Source organism: Paenibacillus sp. GM1FR (assembly GCF_002803315.1).
Taxonomy (GTDB): Bacteria; Bacillota; Bacilli; order Paenibacillales; family Paenibacillaceae; genus Paenibacillus; species Paenibacillus amylolyticus.
On sequence record NZ_MKZL01000059.1, the window covers coordinates 225,145 to 242,314 of the forward strand.

Annotated in this window: 15 protein-coding genes; 7 read left to right on the plus strand and 8 right to left on the minus strand. The window is 46.2% G+C overall.

Going from position 1 to position 17,170, the window contains the following annotated elements; genetic code table 11:
• The first annotated feature begins 30 nt into the window (after positions 1-30).
• Positions 31-2,283: an AraC family transcriptional regulator gene (locus PAEAM_RS27075; protein WP_100529526.1), complete on the plus strand. Its 2,253-nt coding sequence runs from the start codon at positions 31-33 to the stop codon at positions 2,281-2,283.
• Between the two features lie 134 nt (positions 2,284-2,417).
• Here PAEAM_RS27075 and trmB read toward each other — a convergent pair whose 3' ends face one another.
• Positions 2,418-3,173 carry a tRNA (guanosine(46)-N7)-methyltransferase TrmB gene (trmB, locus tag PAEAM_RS27080; RefSeq protein WP_100529527.1) on the minus strand — a complete coding sequence of 252 codons (756 nt, stop codon included), beginning with the start codon at positions 3,171-3,173 and terminating at the stop codon, positions 2,418-2,420.
• Positions 3,174-3,325: 152 nt separating this feature from the next.
• The gene (locus PAEAM_RS27085; protein WP_036610190.1) at positions 3,326-3,526 is read right to left on the minus strand and encodes a hypothetical protein; all 201 of its coding nucleotides are present in this window, start codon (positions 3,524-3,526) and stop codon (positions 3,326-3,328) included.
• Between the two features lie 439 nt (positions 3,527-3,965).
• Here PAEAM_RS27085 and mnmL point away from each other — a divergent pair, with 439 nt between their 5' ends.
• The 4 genes from mnmL (at position 3,966) to PAEAM_RS27105 (ending at position 7,693) form a co-directional block, all read left to right on the plus strand.
• Positions 3,966-4,919 carry a tRNA modification radical SAM protein MnmL/YtqA gene (gene mnmL, locus PAEAM_RS27090; RefSeq protein ID WP_036669734.1) on the plus strand — a complete coding sequence of 318 codons (954 nt, stop codon included), beginning with the start codon at positions 3,966-3,968 and terminating at the stop codon, positions 4,917-4,919.
• Positions 4,920-5,504: a tRNA 5-(aminomethyl)-2-thiouridylate-methyltransferase MnmM gene (gene mnmM, locus PAEAM_RS27095; protein ID WP_036610195.1), complete on the plus strand. Its 585-nt coding sequence runs from the start codon at positions 4,920-4,922 to the stop codon at positions 5,502-5,504. It abuts the gene before it with no gap.
• Between the two features lie 189 nt (positions 5,505-5,693).
• The gene (locus tag PAEAM_RS27100) at positions 5,694-6,671 is read left to right on the plus strand and encodes a type I phosphomannose isomerase catalytic subunit (RefSeq protein WP_076327062.1); all 978 of its coding nucleotides are present in this window, start codon (positions 5,694-5,696) and stop codon (positions 6,669-6,671) included.
• 41 nt (positions 6,672-6,712) lie between these two features.
• Positions 6,713-7,693 (plus strand): alpha/beta fold hydrolase, encoded by a 981-nt coding sequence (locus tag PAEAM_RS27105; RefSeq protein ID WP_100529528.1) that lies wholly within the window; start codon positions 6,713-6,715, stop codon positions 7,691-7,693.
• A 126-nt stretch (positions 7,694-7,819) separates the two neighbouring features.
• On the opposite strand, the gene odhB is transcribed toward PAEAM_RS27105, so the two are convergent.
• The 5 genes from odhB to PAEAM_RS27130 form a co-directional block, all read right to left on the minus strand.
• Entirely contained in the window at positions 7,820-9,091 is a 1,272-nt protein-coding gene (gene odhB / locus PAEAM_RS27110; RefSeq protein ID WP_100529529.1) for a 2-oxoglutarate dehydrogenase complex dihydrolipoyllysine-residue succinyltransferase, read from the minus strand.
• Positions 9,092-9,096: 5 nt separating this feature from the next.
• Positions 9,097-11,970, minus strand: a complete 2,874-nt coding sequence (locus tag PAEAM_RS27115; RefSeq protein ID WP_047842236.1) for a 2-oxoglutarate dehydrogenase E1 component — start codon at positions 11,968-11,970, stop codon at positions 9,097-9,099.
• A gap of 624 nt (positions 11,971-12,594) precedes the next feature.
• Positions 12,595-13,080, minus strand: a complete 486-nt coding sequence (locus tag PAEAM_RS27120; RefSeq protein ID WP_076209233.1) for a GNAT family N-acetyltransferase — start codon at positions 13,078-13,080, stop codon at positions 12,595-12,597.
• A 360-nt stretch (positions 13,081-13,440) separates the two neighbouring features.
• Positions 13,441-13,950: an 8-oxo-dGTP diphosphatase gene (locus PAEAM_RS27125; RefSeq protein WP_100529530.1), complete on the minus strand. Its 510-nt coding sequence runs from the start codon at positions 13,948-13,950 to the stop codon at positions 13,441-13,443.
• A gap of 238 nt (positions 13,951-14,188) precedes the next feature.
• Positions 14,189-14,977 (minus strand): DUF3891 family protein, encoded by a 789-nt coding sequence (locus tag PAEAM_RS27130; RefSeq protein ID WP_100529531.1) that lies wholly within the window; start codon positions 14,975-14,977, stop codon positions 14,189-14,191.
• Between the two features lie 195 nt (positions 14,978-15,172).
• Between PAEAM_RS27130 and coaA the strand changes: the two genes are divergently transcribed.
• Positions 15,173-16,102 carry a type I pantothenate kinase gene (gene coaA / locus PAEAM_RS27135; RefSeq protein ID WP_036610217.1) on the plus strand — a complete coding sequence of 310 codons (930 nt, stop codon included), beginning with the start codon at positions 15,173-15,175 and terminating at the stop codon, positions 16,100-16,102.
• A 64-nt stretch (positions 16,103-16,166) separates the two neighbouring features.
• On the plus strand, positions 16,167-16,529 hold the full coding sequence (locus PAEAM_RS27140) for a DUF423 domain-containing protein (RefSeq protein ID WP_076252477.1): 363 nt from the start codon (positions 16,167-16,169) through the stop codon (positions 16,527-16,529).
• A gap of 69 nt (positions 16,530-16,598) precedes the next feature.
• On the opposite strand, the gene PAEAM_RS27145 is transcribed toward PAEAM_RS27140, so the two are convergent.
• Positions 16,599-17,150: a histidine phosphatase family protein gene (locus PAEAM_RS27145; protein WP_100529532.1), complete on the minus strand. Its 552-nt coding sequence runs from the start codon at positions 17,148-17,150 to the stop codon at positions 16,599-16,601.
• Between the last annotated feature and the right edge of the window lie 20 nt (positions 17,151-17,170).

The following is a 17,170-nucleotide window of genomic DNA, read 5'->3' on the forward strand; positions in this document are numbered from 1 at the left end:
CCAAAATAGGAGGTCTGAGGGGGAAACAGAATGCGTAAACGTTCAGAGGACAGTCAGAAGGTCTTCACACGGATTCTGATCGGCATTATTATCAGTACCGTCGCTACCTTACTTGTGGCTTCTTCTATTTTGTACGTCAACTATAATCGAATTGCTCTTCGTCAGGTGTATCGTACAGATATGAACAGTCTTACTCAAACCAGCCGTGAAGTGGCCAAAATGACCGAGACTGCAAAATCATTGTCATATCAGATTTATCAGGACTACACTATCTCTTCATTACTGCTCTATTCCAAACCAAATATCTATGAAATCACATCCGCGATGGAGCAGCTAGACAACTACCGTATGTCCCTTCCCTTTATCGAATCCATCTATGTATATAACTCCAAAAGTAATGAATTCTTTATCAGTTCCGACGTGCGCAATGGGCAGCAGTCCATCTCGGAGATCGACGATCAGGGGATTAAAAGTATCCTCCAGAACTTCCATGACTATAAACCTTTTGTTCCCATCCCGCGTACATATCAGGTCGGTTCTACTGAAGCGACAGAGGTTAACAGCTACACCTATCTCTGTTATGACACGATCAATGACAATGCCAAACTAAACTACGCTGTCATCGTTAATATCAAGGATGATTGGCTCAGTCCCAATATGAATGCTGTGGATCAACCAGGCAAGACCTTTATCGTAAATGAGAATGGAGACCTTTTATCTGACTTTGGCGACCGTGCATTGATGAAAAATCTCTCCAGCGAAGCTTTTATGAAGCCAATTATCCAGGATACGGGGCAATCAGCTTACTTTACCGAGAAAGTCGACGGAGAAAAGTCGCTCATCACCTATACCGCTCCCGATGACCTGGGTTGGCGTTATGTAAGAATAACACCTTATGATCTGATTACCTCAGATATACGGAGTATGCGCACACATACCGTTCTGTTTTGTGTTGGACTTCTCTTCGCAGGCTTGCTGCTCTCTTACCTTGTGTCCCGAAAACTATATCACCCTATTGATAAGGTGCTTGTTCGTTTACGTGTGATGGAAGCAGAGCGACGTGGCAGTCTTCATTTGTTACGGCAGGATTTTCTACGAGGGGCCCTACAGGGCCGCGAAACAGTAACTGGAGGTATGCTGGAAGAACGGATGAAGTTCTATGGTTCCTCCATTGATGTTCAGCGTGCATCCAGACTGGTATTACTGCGTATTGACCATTTTACCGAATTCAGCGAAACGTATCGTGATGAGACCCAGCTTGTAAAATACGCGATGATGAACATCTGCACCGAGACAGCCGATCTCCACTACAATGCGGAAGCTGTGGACATGGGCGGTGATCTGATCACACTCATCTTCAATGAAAAAGCGGAAAGCCATGAACTTGAGCAACCTGCTCATAACCGGATCGAAGAGCTGCTACGTATGATGCAGGCAGCTGTAATGACCCATTTGAAATGCTCCATCTCCTGTACGATCGGCACGGAAGAAGATTCATTGGAAGACAGTATTGCATCCTACACCAGATCAGCCGAAGCCTCACTGCATCGTTTGTTCATGGGACCGGGCTGTCTGATCTATACCTCTGACATCATGGCTTATCACACCAAGGAGTACGCATTCCCAGCAGGTAAGGAAAGACAGCTTGTTGATCATCTAATGACAGGTAAGACGCGAGAAGCAAAACAAGTCTATGCAGACATCGTCGGCGAGACAGCCGCATATCCATTTACCGTCTTCCAGCTAGCTTTATCCCATCTGACGATGACACTGAACCATGTACGAAATACCCTCAAGAAGAATAATCAACTCACGCTTGATTCAGTCTCGGATGGTCTAATGCTGCCTGTCAAAGACGCGGAAGACATCAGTGAAGTACATGAACACTTCTATCGGATGTTTGATGAGCTTGGTTCCAAAGTCGAGGAGAAACGTACGCTGAAGCACGAAGAATTGATTCGTAAAATCAATGGCATTATTGAGCGGGACTATGCGGACCCCAATCTATGTCTAACTTCTATCGCAGATGAGTTGGGCATGTCGCCCATCTATGTAAGCAGGCTCTACAAACAGCTCACCCTGAAAGGGCTCACGGACGTGATTAACGAGACCCGAATAGCCAAGGCCCAGCATCTGCTGGTGGAGACGGAGAACTCCGTTGCCGACATTGCCGAGAGAACCGGATTCACCAACAGTTCATACTTCTATCGCATGTTCAAAAAGTTTAACGGGGTTACACCAAACGATTATCGCCGCAAAGAATTTCATTCAGAGAACTTTTGAAATCATACCATACCAGACTTGAGTTTATGGAGCATTGCACATGGATTGTTAATGCAAAAAAAGAGCGACCTATGAGAATGAATCATTCACCTCATGTGTCGCTCTTCTTTAATGAGTTTAAGTTAGATTTCGATTTATTCCTGTTCCTGATCTTCGCCAGACTCATCCGAAGCTTCACGAACTTTATACTTGTCCAGACGTGTCTGCTGATACTCACGCAAGGCCTCTTCACCCACAATCACTTCAACCCGATGAATGTTCATACCTTTACCCATGAATTTCTGCTCGTACTCCGTCATCACATGTTCTTCATTCAAACCATCACGATGCAGATTCAAAGAAATATTGGTCATTTGCAGGCCGAAGTCGGCAATGGCGTTGAGTGAGAAATCAAACAGCGTCTCCGAATCGGTTTTGAAATGAATCTGACCTTTGGGATTAAGCAATTCCGTGTATTTCTTCAGGAAGCGCGGGTGCGTCAAACGACGACGTGCATGCTTTGCTTTTGGCCAAGGATCACTGAAGTTCAAATAAATGCGTTCCAGTTCTTCCGGTTCAAAAACTTCTTCGATCTGTTCAATATTCGCCAGCGCAAGCTTCAGGTTCGGAGGTGTCTCCACATCAGCCTGACTCCACGCATTACGAGCTTTCTCACTGGCACGACGCACCAGTTCATCATACATATCAATACCGATGAAATTAAATTCCGGATATTTATAACTCATTTGGCTGATAAATTGACCTTTACCCATACCAAATTCCACGAAGATCGGATGGTCATTGCCATACAGTTCAGACCATTTTCCTTTATGTTGCTTCGGGTCCAGTACAACAAGATCAACTTGTTGCTCCAAATTTTCTCTTATCCCTTTTCTGCCACGTAAACGCATTTTATTCCTCCGTTTGTCCCATACTTGTCTCAGACTTATTTTGCCGAAGAACTGGCAAATTGTAAAGAGCAATGAAAAGGGAATCTTCGGATCTGCCACTTTGGGCAAATTTCAAAGATTCCCTCTTCGATTTATTTGGAATTGGGGTCCAACTACTTTAGTAGTTCATAGTCTACCTTATCTTGGTGTGAAAAATCAAATGTCTTTTCGAAAGCATCGCGAACTTTTTGTCTTGCAGCCGCTTTCACTTTCGGATTTCCATTAAAACGAACACCTGTTAAAGCCAGTGCTTCTTCTGCCGTCAATTCAACAGACACATGATTCAATTCATTGTTTTTAACTTGGGAATTCATTCATATCACCTCACGGTATAGTATGGTCCATGACGTCAACGTTGATTCCAATGCTATGATGAATAATACCCATTAGATGGTGTCTGACGCTGATTTAAATATAACATAAGGTGTAAACTATAGCAAGGGGAAACCCTTGATTTTACGGCCTATTTTTGCGTTTCGATTCCCTTTTTTTTTAGTTTTTTGATACAATGATAAAGTGAGCATTTTGCATAAATCCCATAAGCGTCTTCCAATCAGCAAGATATGGATCAGGATGCTTTTTCCTGTCCATATCTTGTACCCGTGAGCGATTGAAATCGAATAATGCAAAATGCTAAAGTTCATGAAGACACCTATAATCGCTATCCATCGTCTATGACGGAAATCGCATAGCGCTTCTTCTTTTGTTCACGTATGATTACGGTAATTCGACAGCCAAAGGAGTACCCTGAAGATGAATGCACCTGCATTACAGTCCCCTCTCCTGTGGGGAGATAAACGATTCCATACCTGGAATTATGAGATGCGCGATCAATTTAACAATAAGGTTTTCAAAGTGATGCTGGATGCTGGATTCACCTGTCCCAACCGCGACGGTTCCATTGCCAAAGGTGGTTGCACCTTCTGCAGTGCGCGTGGATCAGGCGATTTTGCTGGCAGCAGACGTGAAGATCTGGTCACTCAGTTCAATACAATTCGAGATAAACAGCACCTCAAGTGGCCTAAAGCCCATTATATTGGCTACTTCCAAGCCTATACGAATACGTATGCTCCGGTTGAGGAGCTGCGCGAATATTTTGAAGAAATTCTTGAGCAACCCGGTGTTGTTGGCTTGTCCATCGCCACTCGCCCGGATTGTTTGCCAGATGACGTTGTTGATTATTTGGCTGAACTGAACGAACGCACCTATCTGTGGGTTGAGATGGGCCTTCAAACGATCCATGATTCCACATCAACATTGATTAATCGCGCGCACGACACGAAGTGTTATGAAGAAGCGGTTGAGAAACTGCGTAAACGGAATATACGTGTGTGCACACATATCATATATGGTCTGCCTCAAGAGACACATGAGATGATGCTGGACACTGGACGGGCAGTTGCCAATATGGATGTACAGGGAATCAAGATTCACCTGCTGCATCTGATGCGCAAAACACCAATGGTGAAGCAATACGAAGCTGGTCTTTTACGTTTTCTGGATCAGGACGAGTATATCAAGCTGATCGTAGATACACTGGAGATGCTTCCACCGGAAATGATCGTACACCGTCTTACAGGCGACGCACCACGTGATCTGTTGATTGGACCGATGTGGTCCATGAACAAATGGGAAGTGTTAAACTCCATTGATCGTGAGCTGCGAGAGCGGGATTCATGGCAAGGTAAGTATTGGAGGCGAGCATAGATGGGCTTTCTTTCGGTTCTCAGCTGTGCGCATCAGTGGATTGCTTCCCGTCTGCAGCCAGGTGATCTGGCGATAGATGCAACGGTGGGTACAGGAGCAGACACACTATTTTTGGCACAACAAGTAGGCAGGCGTGGTCAAGTCATTGGATTCGATATTCAAAGTGAAGCCCTCACGCTGGCACAGGCCCGGATTCGAAAACAAAATGATGAAGCCAAGCTTGGCTCCATCTCCATGCTTCAACTAAGCCATGATCGAATGGCAGAAGCAGTTCCTGAGTCATGGCTTGGTACGGTTGGTGCAGTTATGTTCAATCTGGGGTACCTGCCTTCAGAAAGTGCAGATTCCTCCATCATCACCGAGACTGACAGCACGATCGCTGCACTCGAGGCTGCACTCGCTTTATTACGTCCTCGCGGCATCATTACGGTTGTCCTCTACCCCGGTCATGACGGAGGGGCACAGGAAGCAGAAGCTGTATTGGACTGGTCCTCTGCCCTTCCGGTGGAACAGGCACAGGTTGTGATCTATCGCCAATTGCAGCGAGAAACTTCTCCTTTTCTGATCGGAATCGAGAAAAAATAATTTCCTTTGTTCACCAAATACAATAAACTAGACACAATCGCAGGGCGAGCTATTAACGGCTTCTTCTTACTGCGATCTGTGTTCTACATCTACATATGCAAACGTATTCACTTGTTTGCTCATGGCGACTACATGCCCATGACTGATTAAAGCGATCCACCATTTCATATACTAGAGGAGAGATTACTGATGTCTACGCCATACCCATTACAATTCCAACCTGAGTTCAAAGAACGTGTGTGGGGCGGTCGTGCGCTGGAGCAATTCGGCCTTACGCCCCCTGAAGGACATATCGGAGAAGGATGGATGATTGCGGATCATCCCAACGGTACAACCAAGGTATTAAATGGAGCACTGGCTGGCAAGGGTCTGGATGAAGTTCGTGAACAACTGGGCACCGAATGGCTTGGAACCAAAGGTGTCTCTGAAAAAGGCGGCCGTTTCCCCCTTCTGATTAAGCTGCTTGACTGCAACGATGACCTGTCCGTTCAGGTTCATCCAACAGACGATTATGAGGCACTTCCTCCAGGCGAGCTTGGCAAAACAGAAATGTGGTATGTACTCGACGCAAAACCGGGCGCACACATCATCTATGGCTTGAACGAAGGCGTTGATCGGGCAACATTAAAAGAAGCATTGGAAAACGGCACGGTGATGGATACCCTTCGTCAGGTACCTGTAGAAGCTGGTGATACGTTCTTTATCCCTGCTGGAACAGTGCATGCGCTCTGTGCAGGTGTGGTTGTCGCTGAGATTCAGCAAAACTCGGATACGACGTATCGGATCTACGATTACAATCGTCCAGGGCTGGATGGCAAACCACGTGAGTTGCATGTTGAAGACTCATTAAATGTCACCGCCTATGAGGGCGCAGGTGCCTCAACGATGAAAACAAATAACGCTACTCCTGGTGAATGGCTCAAGCTTGCGGAATGCCCTTATTTTGTGGTGGAAAAAGGGATCGTGACTGAACGGTGGGAACTCTCCACTAATCCTGACAGCTTCACGATTCTCGTTGTCTGTGAAGGAGAAGGAACTTTGGAGTGGGCACATGCTGAATCAGACAGCATTGAATTGAAAGCTGGACAATGTTATCTCTTGCCAGCCAATCTGGGTTCTTATACATTGAACGGGAATACCACTGTTCTTCGCTCTTATCTGCCCTAAATCAAGCTTATATGTGACCTGTGAAGGAGGAATTACACGAGATGCAGGAATCTACCTTTGCCTTGGTCGCTAGTGAAGGTACCCGTATTCATGTGTACCGCTGGCTTCCCGATCCGGATTGTAACGTTAAAGGTGTAGTGCAAATTGCACATGGCATGGGCGAGACAGCAGCCCGATACGCCGAATTTGCTGACATCCTTACCCAAAATGGCTATGCGGTTTATGCAAATGACCATCGGGGTCATGGCAAAACTGTGGAGAATGCCAAGTTGCTTGGTAATGCTGGTATCGATGCCTTCCGCTGGATGGCGAGTGATATGATCAATCTGGGCGAAGTAGCCGCCAAGGAGAATCCTGGGGTGCCCCTATTTCTAATGGGACACAGCATGGGCTCATTCTTGGTACAACATCTCATGTACGCTGGTCATGAGCAGTACCATGCCTTTATTTTATCCGGGACAAACGGCAGACGCGGTCTGCTCCGATTTGGAGAGAAGCTAGCCTTCTTGCAGTGCGGCATTCAGGGGGCTACCCATCCCAGCATGCTGCTCAACGCGATTGTATTTGGTGGATTTAACCGCTCTTTCCGCCCTGCAACGACACCGTTTGATTGGTTGTCCCGGGACTCACAAGAGGTTCAGCGATTCATTGATGACCCCCTGTGCGGAGCCGTCTGTACAGCAGGCTTTTTCCGCGACTTCTTCAAATTGCTGCTTGAAGTCCATCTTCAACACAATATGGAGCGCATACCCAAACACAAACCCGTATACCTGTTCTCAGGTGAGAAGGACCCTGTCGGACTTCATGGCAAAGGCGTTCTTAATCTGGTCTCGCAGTATAAGAAGCTTCGGCTGGAGAACATTGAGTATCGCCTGTATCCGGATGGACGGCATGAAATGCTGCATGAGATCAACCGAACAGAAGTGGCTCAGCATGTTGTGAACTGGTTAGAGCGGAATACCCCTGGCCCGAATACACACTCTAGTCCGTTGAACCGTACTGAGACGGCTGACTCTATATAATAGAGTCGGAGACATATCAAGAGCAAAAAGAAACCCCTGAATCGGATGTACAGCTCACGCTGCGCACCAGTTCAGGGGTTTTCTTGTTAAGCGATATGAATAATAGCTATAATCAAACGTTATGGATTAACCTTCAATTAACAGGGATTCCGGGTCTTCAAGCAGTTCTTTCACGGTTACGAGGAAGCGAACAGCCTCACTACCGTCGATAATCCGGTGATCGTAGGACAACGCGATGTACATCATTGGACGGTTCTCCATCCGTTCTGCATCAATCGCCACTGGACGAAGCTGGATCTTATGCATCCCCAGAATACCCACTTGAGGTGTATTCAGAATTGGCGTAGACAACAAGGAACCAAATGTTCCACCATTGGTGATGGTGAACGTTCCACCTTGCAGATCTGATAACGCCAGCGTGTTGGAACGAGCTTTGGATGCCAGGTCCGCAATGCTCTTCTCGATCTCGGCAAAGCCCAGACGGTCTGCATCACGCACAACCGGTACAACCAGTCCTTCCTTCGCAGATACGGCGATGCCGATATCATAATACTTTTTGAGTACAACATCTTCGCCATCAATCTCTGCGTTAATTGTAGGGAATTTTTTCAGAGCCCCCACAACCGCTTTGGTGAAGAAGGACATGAAGCCCAGGTTGATCTCATGTTTCTCTTTGAACTTGTCCTTACGGCGTTTACGTACATCCATGATGGCAGTCATATCAACTTCATTAAACGTAGTCAACATGGCTGCTGTCTGCTGAGCCTCTACCAGACGTTTCGCAATGGTTGCACGACGGCGAGACATCCGCTGACGCTCCACTGGTTTGGTATAGGTAGAACTTCCAGCTGCCGGAGCACTTGGTGCTGCTGGAGCTTTACTCGCAGGTGGAGCAGCAGGAGCAGGCGCCTGATTGTTATGGCTCTTCACATCATCCTGGTATACCCGTCCAATCGGATCTTTGCTCTGAACCTGATCCAGTTCGATACCACGTTCACGTGCAAGCTTACGGGCAGACGGTGAAGCCGTCTTGGCACTATCGGATGACTCCGGTGCTGCCGCAACAGGTGCCGATGGTGGTGTTGGAGCTTCAGGTGCAGGAGTAACGGCCTTTTTCTCTTCAGCTACTGGTTCGGAAGCGGGTGCACCGCTTCCTCCTCCAGAACCAGCTGAGAGTGTACCGATCGTTTCACCGATCTCGACCGTCTCTCCTTCCTGACGAATGATCTTCTCCAGCACGCCACTTTCTTCTGCGCTGATCTCAATATTTACTTTATCCGTTTCCAGTTCAAGAAGCACATCACCCTGATTAACGGTATCCCCTTCTTTAACCATCCATCTGGATACAGTTCCCTCAGTTATTGACTCACCCATTGCAGGTACTTTAATTTCACTCACAGCTGTTACCTCCCCAGTGGAATATTATTCTTCGTCGTTTGTTTCAACGCAGATGTAATAATCTGTTGCTGTTCCATACTATGCACAAGCTGATAACCGCTGGAAGGACTTGCGTGTTCCGGGCGACCTTCGTATCTAACGGTTGTGCCTTCAGGGGCAACTTCACGAAGACGAGGCTCCATGTATGTCCAGGCACCCATGTTTTTGTTTTCTTCCTGTACCCATACCAGTTCTTTTACATTGCTGAAACGTGCGAGTATGCGTTTAATCTCTTCTGCCGGGAACGGATATAGCTGTTCCACTCGAATGATGTGAAGCCATGACCAATCAGCTTTATCTTTTTCAAAAGCATCTTCCAAGTCAATGGCAATCTTGCCACTGCACAAAATAATGCGCTCTACGCGATCCGGCTGTGTACCCAGTCCGGCTTGCTCCAGCACAAGCTCAAACTTGCCTTCACTGAATTCGACTGCAGGTGAAGCAACACGCGGATTCCGAATGAGACTTTTCGGTGACATCATCACGAGTGGACGAGCATCTTCCGTTTCAGTCAAGGAAGCTTGACGACGCAACAAGTGGAAGTACTGAGAAGCACTCGACAAGTTGGCAACCGTCATGTTGTCTTCTGCACAAAGTTGCAGGAAGCGTTCAAGACGAGCACTTGTATGCTCAGGTCCCTGACCCTCATTCGCATGTGGAAGCAACATGACCAGACTGGATTTCTGAGACCATTTGGCACGACCCGCTGATACAAACTGATCAAAGATAACCTGTGCACAGTTGGCAAAGTCACCGAATTGAGCTTCCCAGATGACCAGTGTATCGGGTGAATATACGTTATATCCGTATTCGAATCCAACAACGGATTCTTCAGACAACGGACTGTTATAGATTGCAAAGGATGCTCTTGCCTGTGGCAAGTGATGTAATGGGCAGAACTTTGCTCCATTCTCCGAATCATGCAACACCAGATTCCGATGAGCGAATGTAGCACGCTCGGCATCCTGTCCACTAATCCGAATTGGCTTGCCATCTGCCAGAATGGTTGCAAATGCGAGTGTCTCCGCAAGGCTCCAATCCACTTTTTCCCCTTCGTTCAGGGAAGTGCTCCGGCGTTGCAAAATTCGCTGTAACTTCGGATACACATTGAAGTTCTCAGGCCATTTCAGCAGATCGGCATTAATGCTGCGAAGATTCTCAAGCGGTACCGCAGTCGGAGTAATCGTAACAGCCTCCGGCTCACTGATTTTCCGCTGATAATATTCATGTACTTCATTTTTCTTCATCTGGTCATAAGCTTCTTTTAATTTGTTCGTTACTCCATCGCGAATGCTCGTAATGGATGCATCATCGATAATCGATTCCTCTTTCAACTGATCCTGATACAAGTGGCTTACCGTTGGATGGTTTTTCACCTTGTCATAAACGATAGGTTGAGTTGTTTCGGGATCATCGGTTTCGTTATGGCCGTAGCGACGATAACCGATCAAGTCGATCAGGAAATCCTTTTTGAAGCGATTGCGATACTCGGCTGCCATACGAATGGCTGCAATACAAGCATCCGGATTGTCCGCATTCACGTGTACAATCGGAATTTCGTACCCTTTAGCAAGGTCACTTGCGTAGTACGTTGAACGGGAATCACTGCTATCTGTAGTGAAACCCAGACGATTGTTGACGATAATATGGATGGTTCCGCCATTCTGATATCCTGGCAGAGCTTTGAAGTTAAGCGTCTCTGCAACGATCCCTTCTCCAGGGAATGCTGCATCACCGTGCATCAAAATGGTAGCTGCCTTCGTCACGTCTTGCTTCGGATATCCAGGGTCACGACGGTCATCCTGAGCCGCACGAGCAAACCCTTGTACAACCGGATTAACGTATTCCAGATGGCTCGGGTTATTCGCCAGAGTAAGGCGTGCCTGCACAGTTTCCCCGTCTTTCACAAAACGGTTGGCACCCATATGATATTTGACATCCCCCGTCCAACCGTAGTTGATTCCAGTCGAACCTTCCGATGGAACCAAATCTTTGTTCGGAGCATGATGAAATTCAGAGAAAATTTTGCTGTACGGTTTGCCCAAAACATGAGCCAGTACATTTAACCGTCCACGGTGGGCCATCCCCATCAGAATGTGGCTTGATCCGGCTTCTGCCATAATGCGAACAGCTTCATCCAGCATCGGCACAAGCACATCGTTACCTTCGATGGAGAAACGTTTCTGCCCAACAAATGTTTTGTGAAGATAATCTTCAAATTGCTCAACTTCAACCAAACGTTCCAGCAAAGCCTTACGTTCTTTCGGCGTAAGTGGAGCCGGTGATGTCCGAGATTCCGCACGACGATTCAGCCACTCACGCTCTTGAACTTCGTGCACATGACTGAATTCGTATGCCATGGGTCCAGTGTATATCTGACGCAAACGTTGGATTGCATCCCATCCGGTTGCTGTCTGCCCATCTGCACCTTCCCAGATCAGGGAAGCAGGCAAAGCTTTCAGATCTTCTTCGTTTAATTCAAAATGCTGAGGTTCCAGCAAAGATGTGTCTGTATCTTCACTGATTCCAAGCGGATCTATATCTGCAGCAAGATGACCATAGGTGCGGATGTTCCATACCAGTTTACCCGCTGTAACCGCTTTCTGTAATAGTTGAATGTCTACGCTTCCGGAAGCCGATTGGGCGTTGCCGGAATTCAAGGTTGTGCGTGCATCCCTGCCAGACATCGGCGGTGCACCCCATTGTTCAAATAGTTCACGATAAGCCGGTGTAACCGAACCAGGGTCTTGAGTGAATAATTCATATTGTTCCTGTACGTATCCCATATTGGGGCCATAGTAACTTTCCCAGGGCTTCTTGTTGCCTTCCACGATCGTCATCGACGTTCCCTCCGTCTTGATTTAGTCATAAGTTTTTGACGGAAATCATTGACTAAGCCGTAATTTGCGTTCGTTCAACATTTTAAGCGAAATTTTTCATGAAGTCCAATAATCGTGCTGTTGGTGGTAGTAACGTTAGTCCGACGCTCCCGTCAAGGTTTGTCTGCGTTTTCAAAATCAAAGTAAAACAATGATTGTATATACCGTCGCACAGATGTCGAATACTGTCCTGATCCGTTCGAAGGTTACACTTTCTCCACTTCTTCAAGTGAAGTCCATGTTCTACTATCTATTCTATAAACTTTTACGCTCAGGAGCATTTCCTATTTTTAGTTCAATTGATGCATAAATTAGATGAATCGAATAAATCGATCAATTTGGGTAGAACAACGAACGCTTAATTACAACAAAATAGGCATACGATCTCCCATTTTACCTCCTTAATTGAATTGTGGTCCATTATGTGCAAAAACAAACCGTCAAGTTAAACATTAACCATTTGACGTCACATTCAACAAATAATTGGGGTTTTCTTCAGGAGACCCACAGCAAAAAGCTGGCCCAGACATAAATTATCCGAGCAGCTTCTTTGGATTCAGCAAATTTCACCCCAGCAAATACTTCCTATTTCTTTTCATCCTCTGTAACAGCATCCAGATCTATGGCCATACGGATCATATCCACACAGCGGATACCATCCTCTATAATCTCTTCCTCATAATGCCTCACAAAGAAGTCACGATCAACCCCGATAATGCGGAAACCGCAACGTTGGTATAACTTCAATTGATGAAAGCTGGAGTTGCCCGTCCCAATCTCGAGAATTCGGCATCCCAATCTACGTGCAGCTTCCATCGCTTCCTTAATCATGTGTTTGCCTACACCTTGTCCCTGCAGTTCTTCCTGTACGGCAATATTAACAATCTCCGCAGTCTCTGGACGAGTCTTCAACAATACGAACTCCCCAACCATCTCTCCTTCATACTCGGCAATAAAACAAACACCCCGACTCAGGTATTCATCCACAATTGCTTTTGAAGGATCAGCCATCAACAAAAGTTCGTAGGGTCTCTCTTCTTCCCAGTCCAAAATCCGGAACGACAATTTCATGCCAATCTCCACCTTTTCATCGTACAATATTCATTTACGTTCTGTTTGCAGAAGCCTATGTATGGCAAATCTACAAATATATCATTCTTCATTTCAACAAACTAGTTTACTCAATCTATTAATCACACACTATTACCCACAGACTAGTCATCTCCTATAAAGATAGTAAACTTCATTATATCATAATATTTGGATATAAATATATAGATATGGATGATACATTATGAGGCATTATTTTTTATCCTAACCCAAGCTTAAATGCTCATGGATTAATTTCCATTCCCCATCAAGCGTCGCCGCACTGTATCCTTGCAGGGCATGCTGGTATCCCATGATTTTTCCTCCTTCTGACGGTTTAACTTATCGGGTCCCACTCTGTTCAAGTACGGAATCGCTATACAACATAAATGTTTCTTGCAACGTACGTCCGGATGACTTCTCCCAGATCACACTCCGCTCAAAAGTGCCTTTTTGGAAAAAACGTGGGAAACGTTCAGCGAACCAATCCTGCATAGGCAGCTCAAAAACCCGCTTCATCGGCACCCATAACAGTTCGCCTTCGGGCGGATCTTGCAATAACTGACCCTCGAATGAAGTCGCCAAATAGTTAAATACCATGTACCGCAATCCTTGTTCGGGATCACAGAACTCATCAAGCCCTTTATACGTAATCTCATTAACTACTAGCCCTGTCTCCTCCAGGACCTCCCGCACGGCACCATCCACGATACTCTCCGGAAAATCTACCTTCCCCCCAGGAGCGATGTATCCCGGAAATCCTTTGCGGTCCGGCCGATTCATTAACAACACCTGATCATTCATTTTGTCCCATACCATACACATCGTTAATATTTCTATTCTAGTATCCATATTCGTCCTCCTGCTAACGTGCGCTTCTCTGCTGTACACTAACATTTCTGGGAATAACCTGTGTTTTCCTTCTTTATTCCCACTCTGATTCATTCGTATTTTCACCGGTCTCACAGTATAGTCTATGATGATATATATGCATACGAAAGGCGGACGCCCTGTACACCTGTACATCAGAAGCCCGCCTGTTTTGTGATATTCTATGCTGCTCTTTCCTCAAGTCTGGAGTTTCCAGTCCTCAGTTCAATTCCGTAATCAACACCCGGCGTTCCTTCCATTCAGCCCGGCGATAAGCCTGTTGCATACCAAATTTGCGGATACTTGCCTTCGGCACTGATTTATAAGGCAAAACGATCGTAAAGTCCTCATCAAACGGGAAAAAAGACAGGCCTACTTTTTCATTGGATAACCACTCTGTTTGAATCGGTTGTCTGGAACAGGCATCAAACGTACAACTGAGCCCTTCTGCAAAAAAATCATAACGCGCAGCAGGTGTTCCAGGTTCCTCCATGCAGAGAAACAGACTGAGCTGATCACAGAAAAGCATAATCTCCACATCACTTTGCAGCCTCTGTTTCAGGGCTTCAGCATCACCACCAAGCTGTTTCTCCCAATCCAGCTGACGTTCGTGTTCTTGTTGCAGATAATCTCGGATGTCATCATCATCCTGAGCATTGGCCCCCAGATTTTTCTGAAACAGTTCCGTGTACATCAAGCTACACAATAATCCGGCGTAGAGGTTTTTCTTACGAACTTCTTCAATCCCTTTATGGTAGAATACAAAACGCGGACGCAATGGAAAGTCACGAAACGAATACGGCGATTGACTGTAATCATTCCAGAACGGAGACGAATCCAGTTCAATCCAGCCACGGTCATGTTCCTTGGCCGCTAGAATCAATTCATCCCGATGCGCAGCATCGGCTAATAATTCATTTTTCCAGTGGGAAGCCATCTCTCCGGCTACTAATCCATGCTCATGCTGTGCGGTCAAAACAAAATCATGCTCTCTCTCATATACGATCATGTGCTGTCACCCTTCCGCATGGTATACGTTGACTTTAACATAAATTGGGTTAAACTTTCCTAGTAAGTTGTTTTTCGCTCCATTTTGACGAAAGGCATTATGAAAGGCACAATGTAAAGGTGTTGTCAGTTTCCTGAAATTTGATACACTAAAGGTTGTGTCCACAATTATATTACATACAGAAAGCGGGATCTCATGAATTTATACTCTCCTTACATCGAGTTTAACCGCAAGGAATGGGCTGAACTTAAAGAACATCAGACCACTCTTCCACTGACGGAAGCCGAATTAGAACAGTTAAAGGGATTGAATGAAGAGGTATCGATTCAAGAAGTCGAAGATATATATTTGCCTCTTACCCACTTTATTGACCTATATGCAAGAGTTTCACGAGAGCTGAATCAACTGACGGCCTCCTTTATGAAAAAAGAAGCCCTCCCCACCCCCTACATCATTGGAATCGGGGGTAGTGTTGCCGTGGGCAAAAGTACAGCGGCCCGCTTGCTACAGGCACTGCTCGCCAGAGGTAAGAATAGCCCGAAGGTTGACCTTGTCACAACCGACGGTTTCTTATATCCCAATGCGGTGCTACAAGAGAAGGGCATCATGAACCGCAAGGGATTCCCGGAAAGTTATGATATCAAATCCCTGATTCAGTTCATGGGTGATGTGAAATCTGGCAAACCCGAAGTGAAAGCACCCGTCTACTCTCACCTCGCCTACGATGTCATTCAAGGAGAAGAGAAGCAGATCTGTCAACCGGATATTCTCATTATTGAAGGTATCAATGTACTTCAGATCAAAAAGGAAACGCCTTTGCTGGTTAGTGATTTCTTCGATTTTTCCATCTACATTGATGCGGAAGAAGAGCATATACGACACTGGTACGTTGAGCGTTTCAAGCTACTCCGCAATACAGCGTTCCAGAACACAGATTCCTTTTTCCATCAACGATTCGCCAATATCGATGAAGAAGAAACCGTACGTACGGCCAACCAGATCTGGCAAGATATCAATGCCAAAAACCTGCATGAAAACATTTTGCCAACCAAAGGACGTGCCAGACTGATTCTGAAAAAGGAAGCCGATCACTCCATTGGGCAGATTCAATTGCGCAAACTGTAGACAACACTCGTGCAGTACACTTTGATGTTATATCTAATTACCCTTAAAAGGAGAGAAAAACACATTGCAAACCCTGATTATACTCGGCAGTATTATGATGTTCCTGGCTGTTGCATTGGGCGCTTTTGGCGCACACGCGCTCAAGCGCAAACTATCCGCTGACATGATCAAAATCTATGAAACCGGTGTTCAATATCACCTCATCCATGGACTTGGGATCATTCTGATCGGACTGCTGGCAGACCGCCTTGAATCCTCTTCGCTCGTCATGCTTGCCGGGTGGCTGATGTTCGCCGGAATCATCCTGTTCTCTGGCAGCCTGTACGTTTTAAGTGTTACGGGTGTTCGCAAATTGGGAGCCATTACCCCACTTGGCGGAGTCGCATTTTTGGCTGGATGGGTTATGATCATGATTGCCGCATTGTAAACTTGCCCCGTGGATAAACGAAAAGAGTGTTCTGGCTGATATAATATCGCTGGAGCACTCTTTTGCTGTTTAATCTGTCCACATTCTTCGAATGGTGGACAGCCCTGCATCCGGTCGTTGTCTCTCCAGCACATACACATCCGGGTTAGACAGTTTGCTCCACTCTTCATAACCAAAGGATGGTTCATACTCACGAATAAGCAGTGATAACAAGTTTCCATGTGTAACCACGGCCGCGTGCTGTTCCGGTCTGCTCCACAACTCTTCCAGTAGTGCCAGCCCCCTTGTAGCCGCGTTTCTCGAAGATTCCCCGCCTTCTTCCATCCAATCCACATCATCGTATGTACGTTTCAGTGCATCCATCCAGTTAGGCAGATCAAGAGAGCTAAGTACCCTCTCCTGGAGACGTTCATCCGTATGTATATGTTGCAGCGTTGCTATGCCCAGTGGCATAGCCGTCTGAACGGCCCTTTTCCATGGACTGGAGACAATATACGTTATGGAATGATGAGCCAAGATATCTGCAAGTTTTTCAGCCTGCCTGATCCCTTCATCTGTAAGCTCTGCATGGGGTTCCTGCCCTGTGGCCTTGGCGTGACGGATAAGATAAATGGACTGCATAGCTATCACCTCCTATGGTG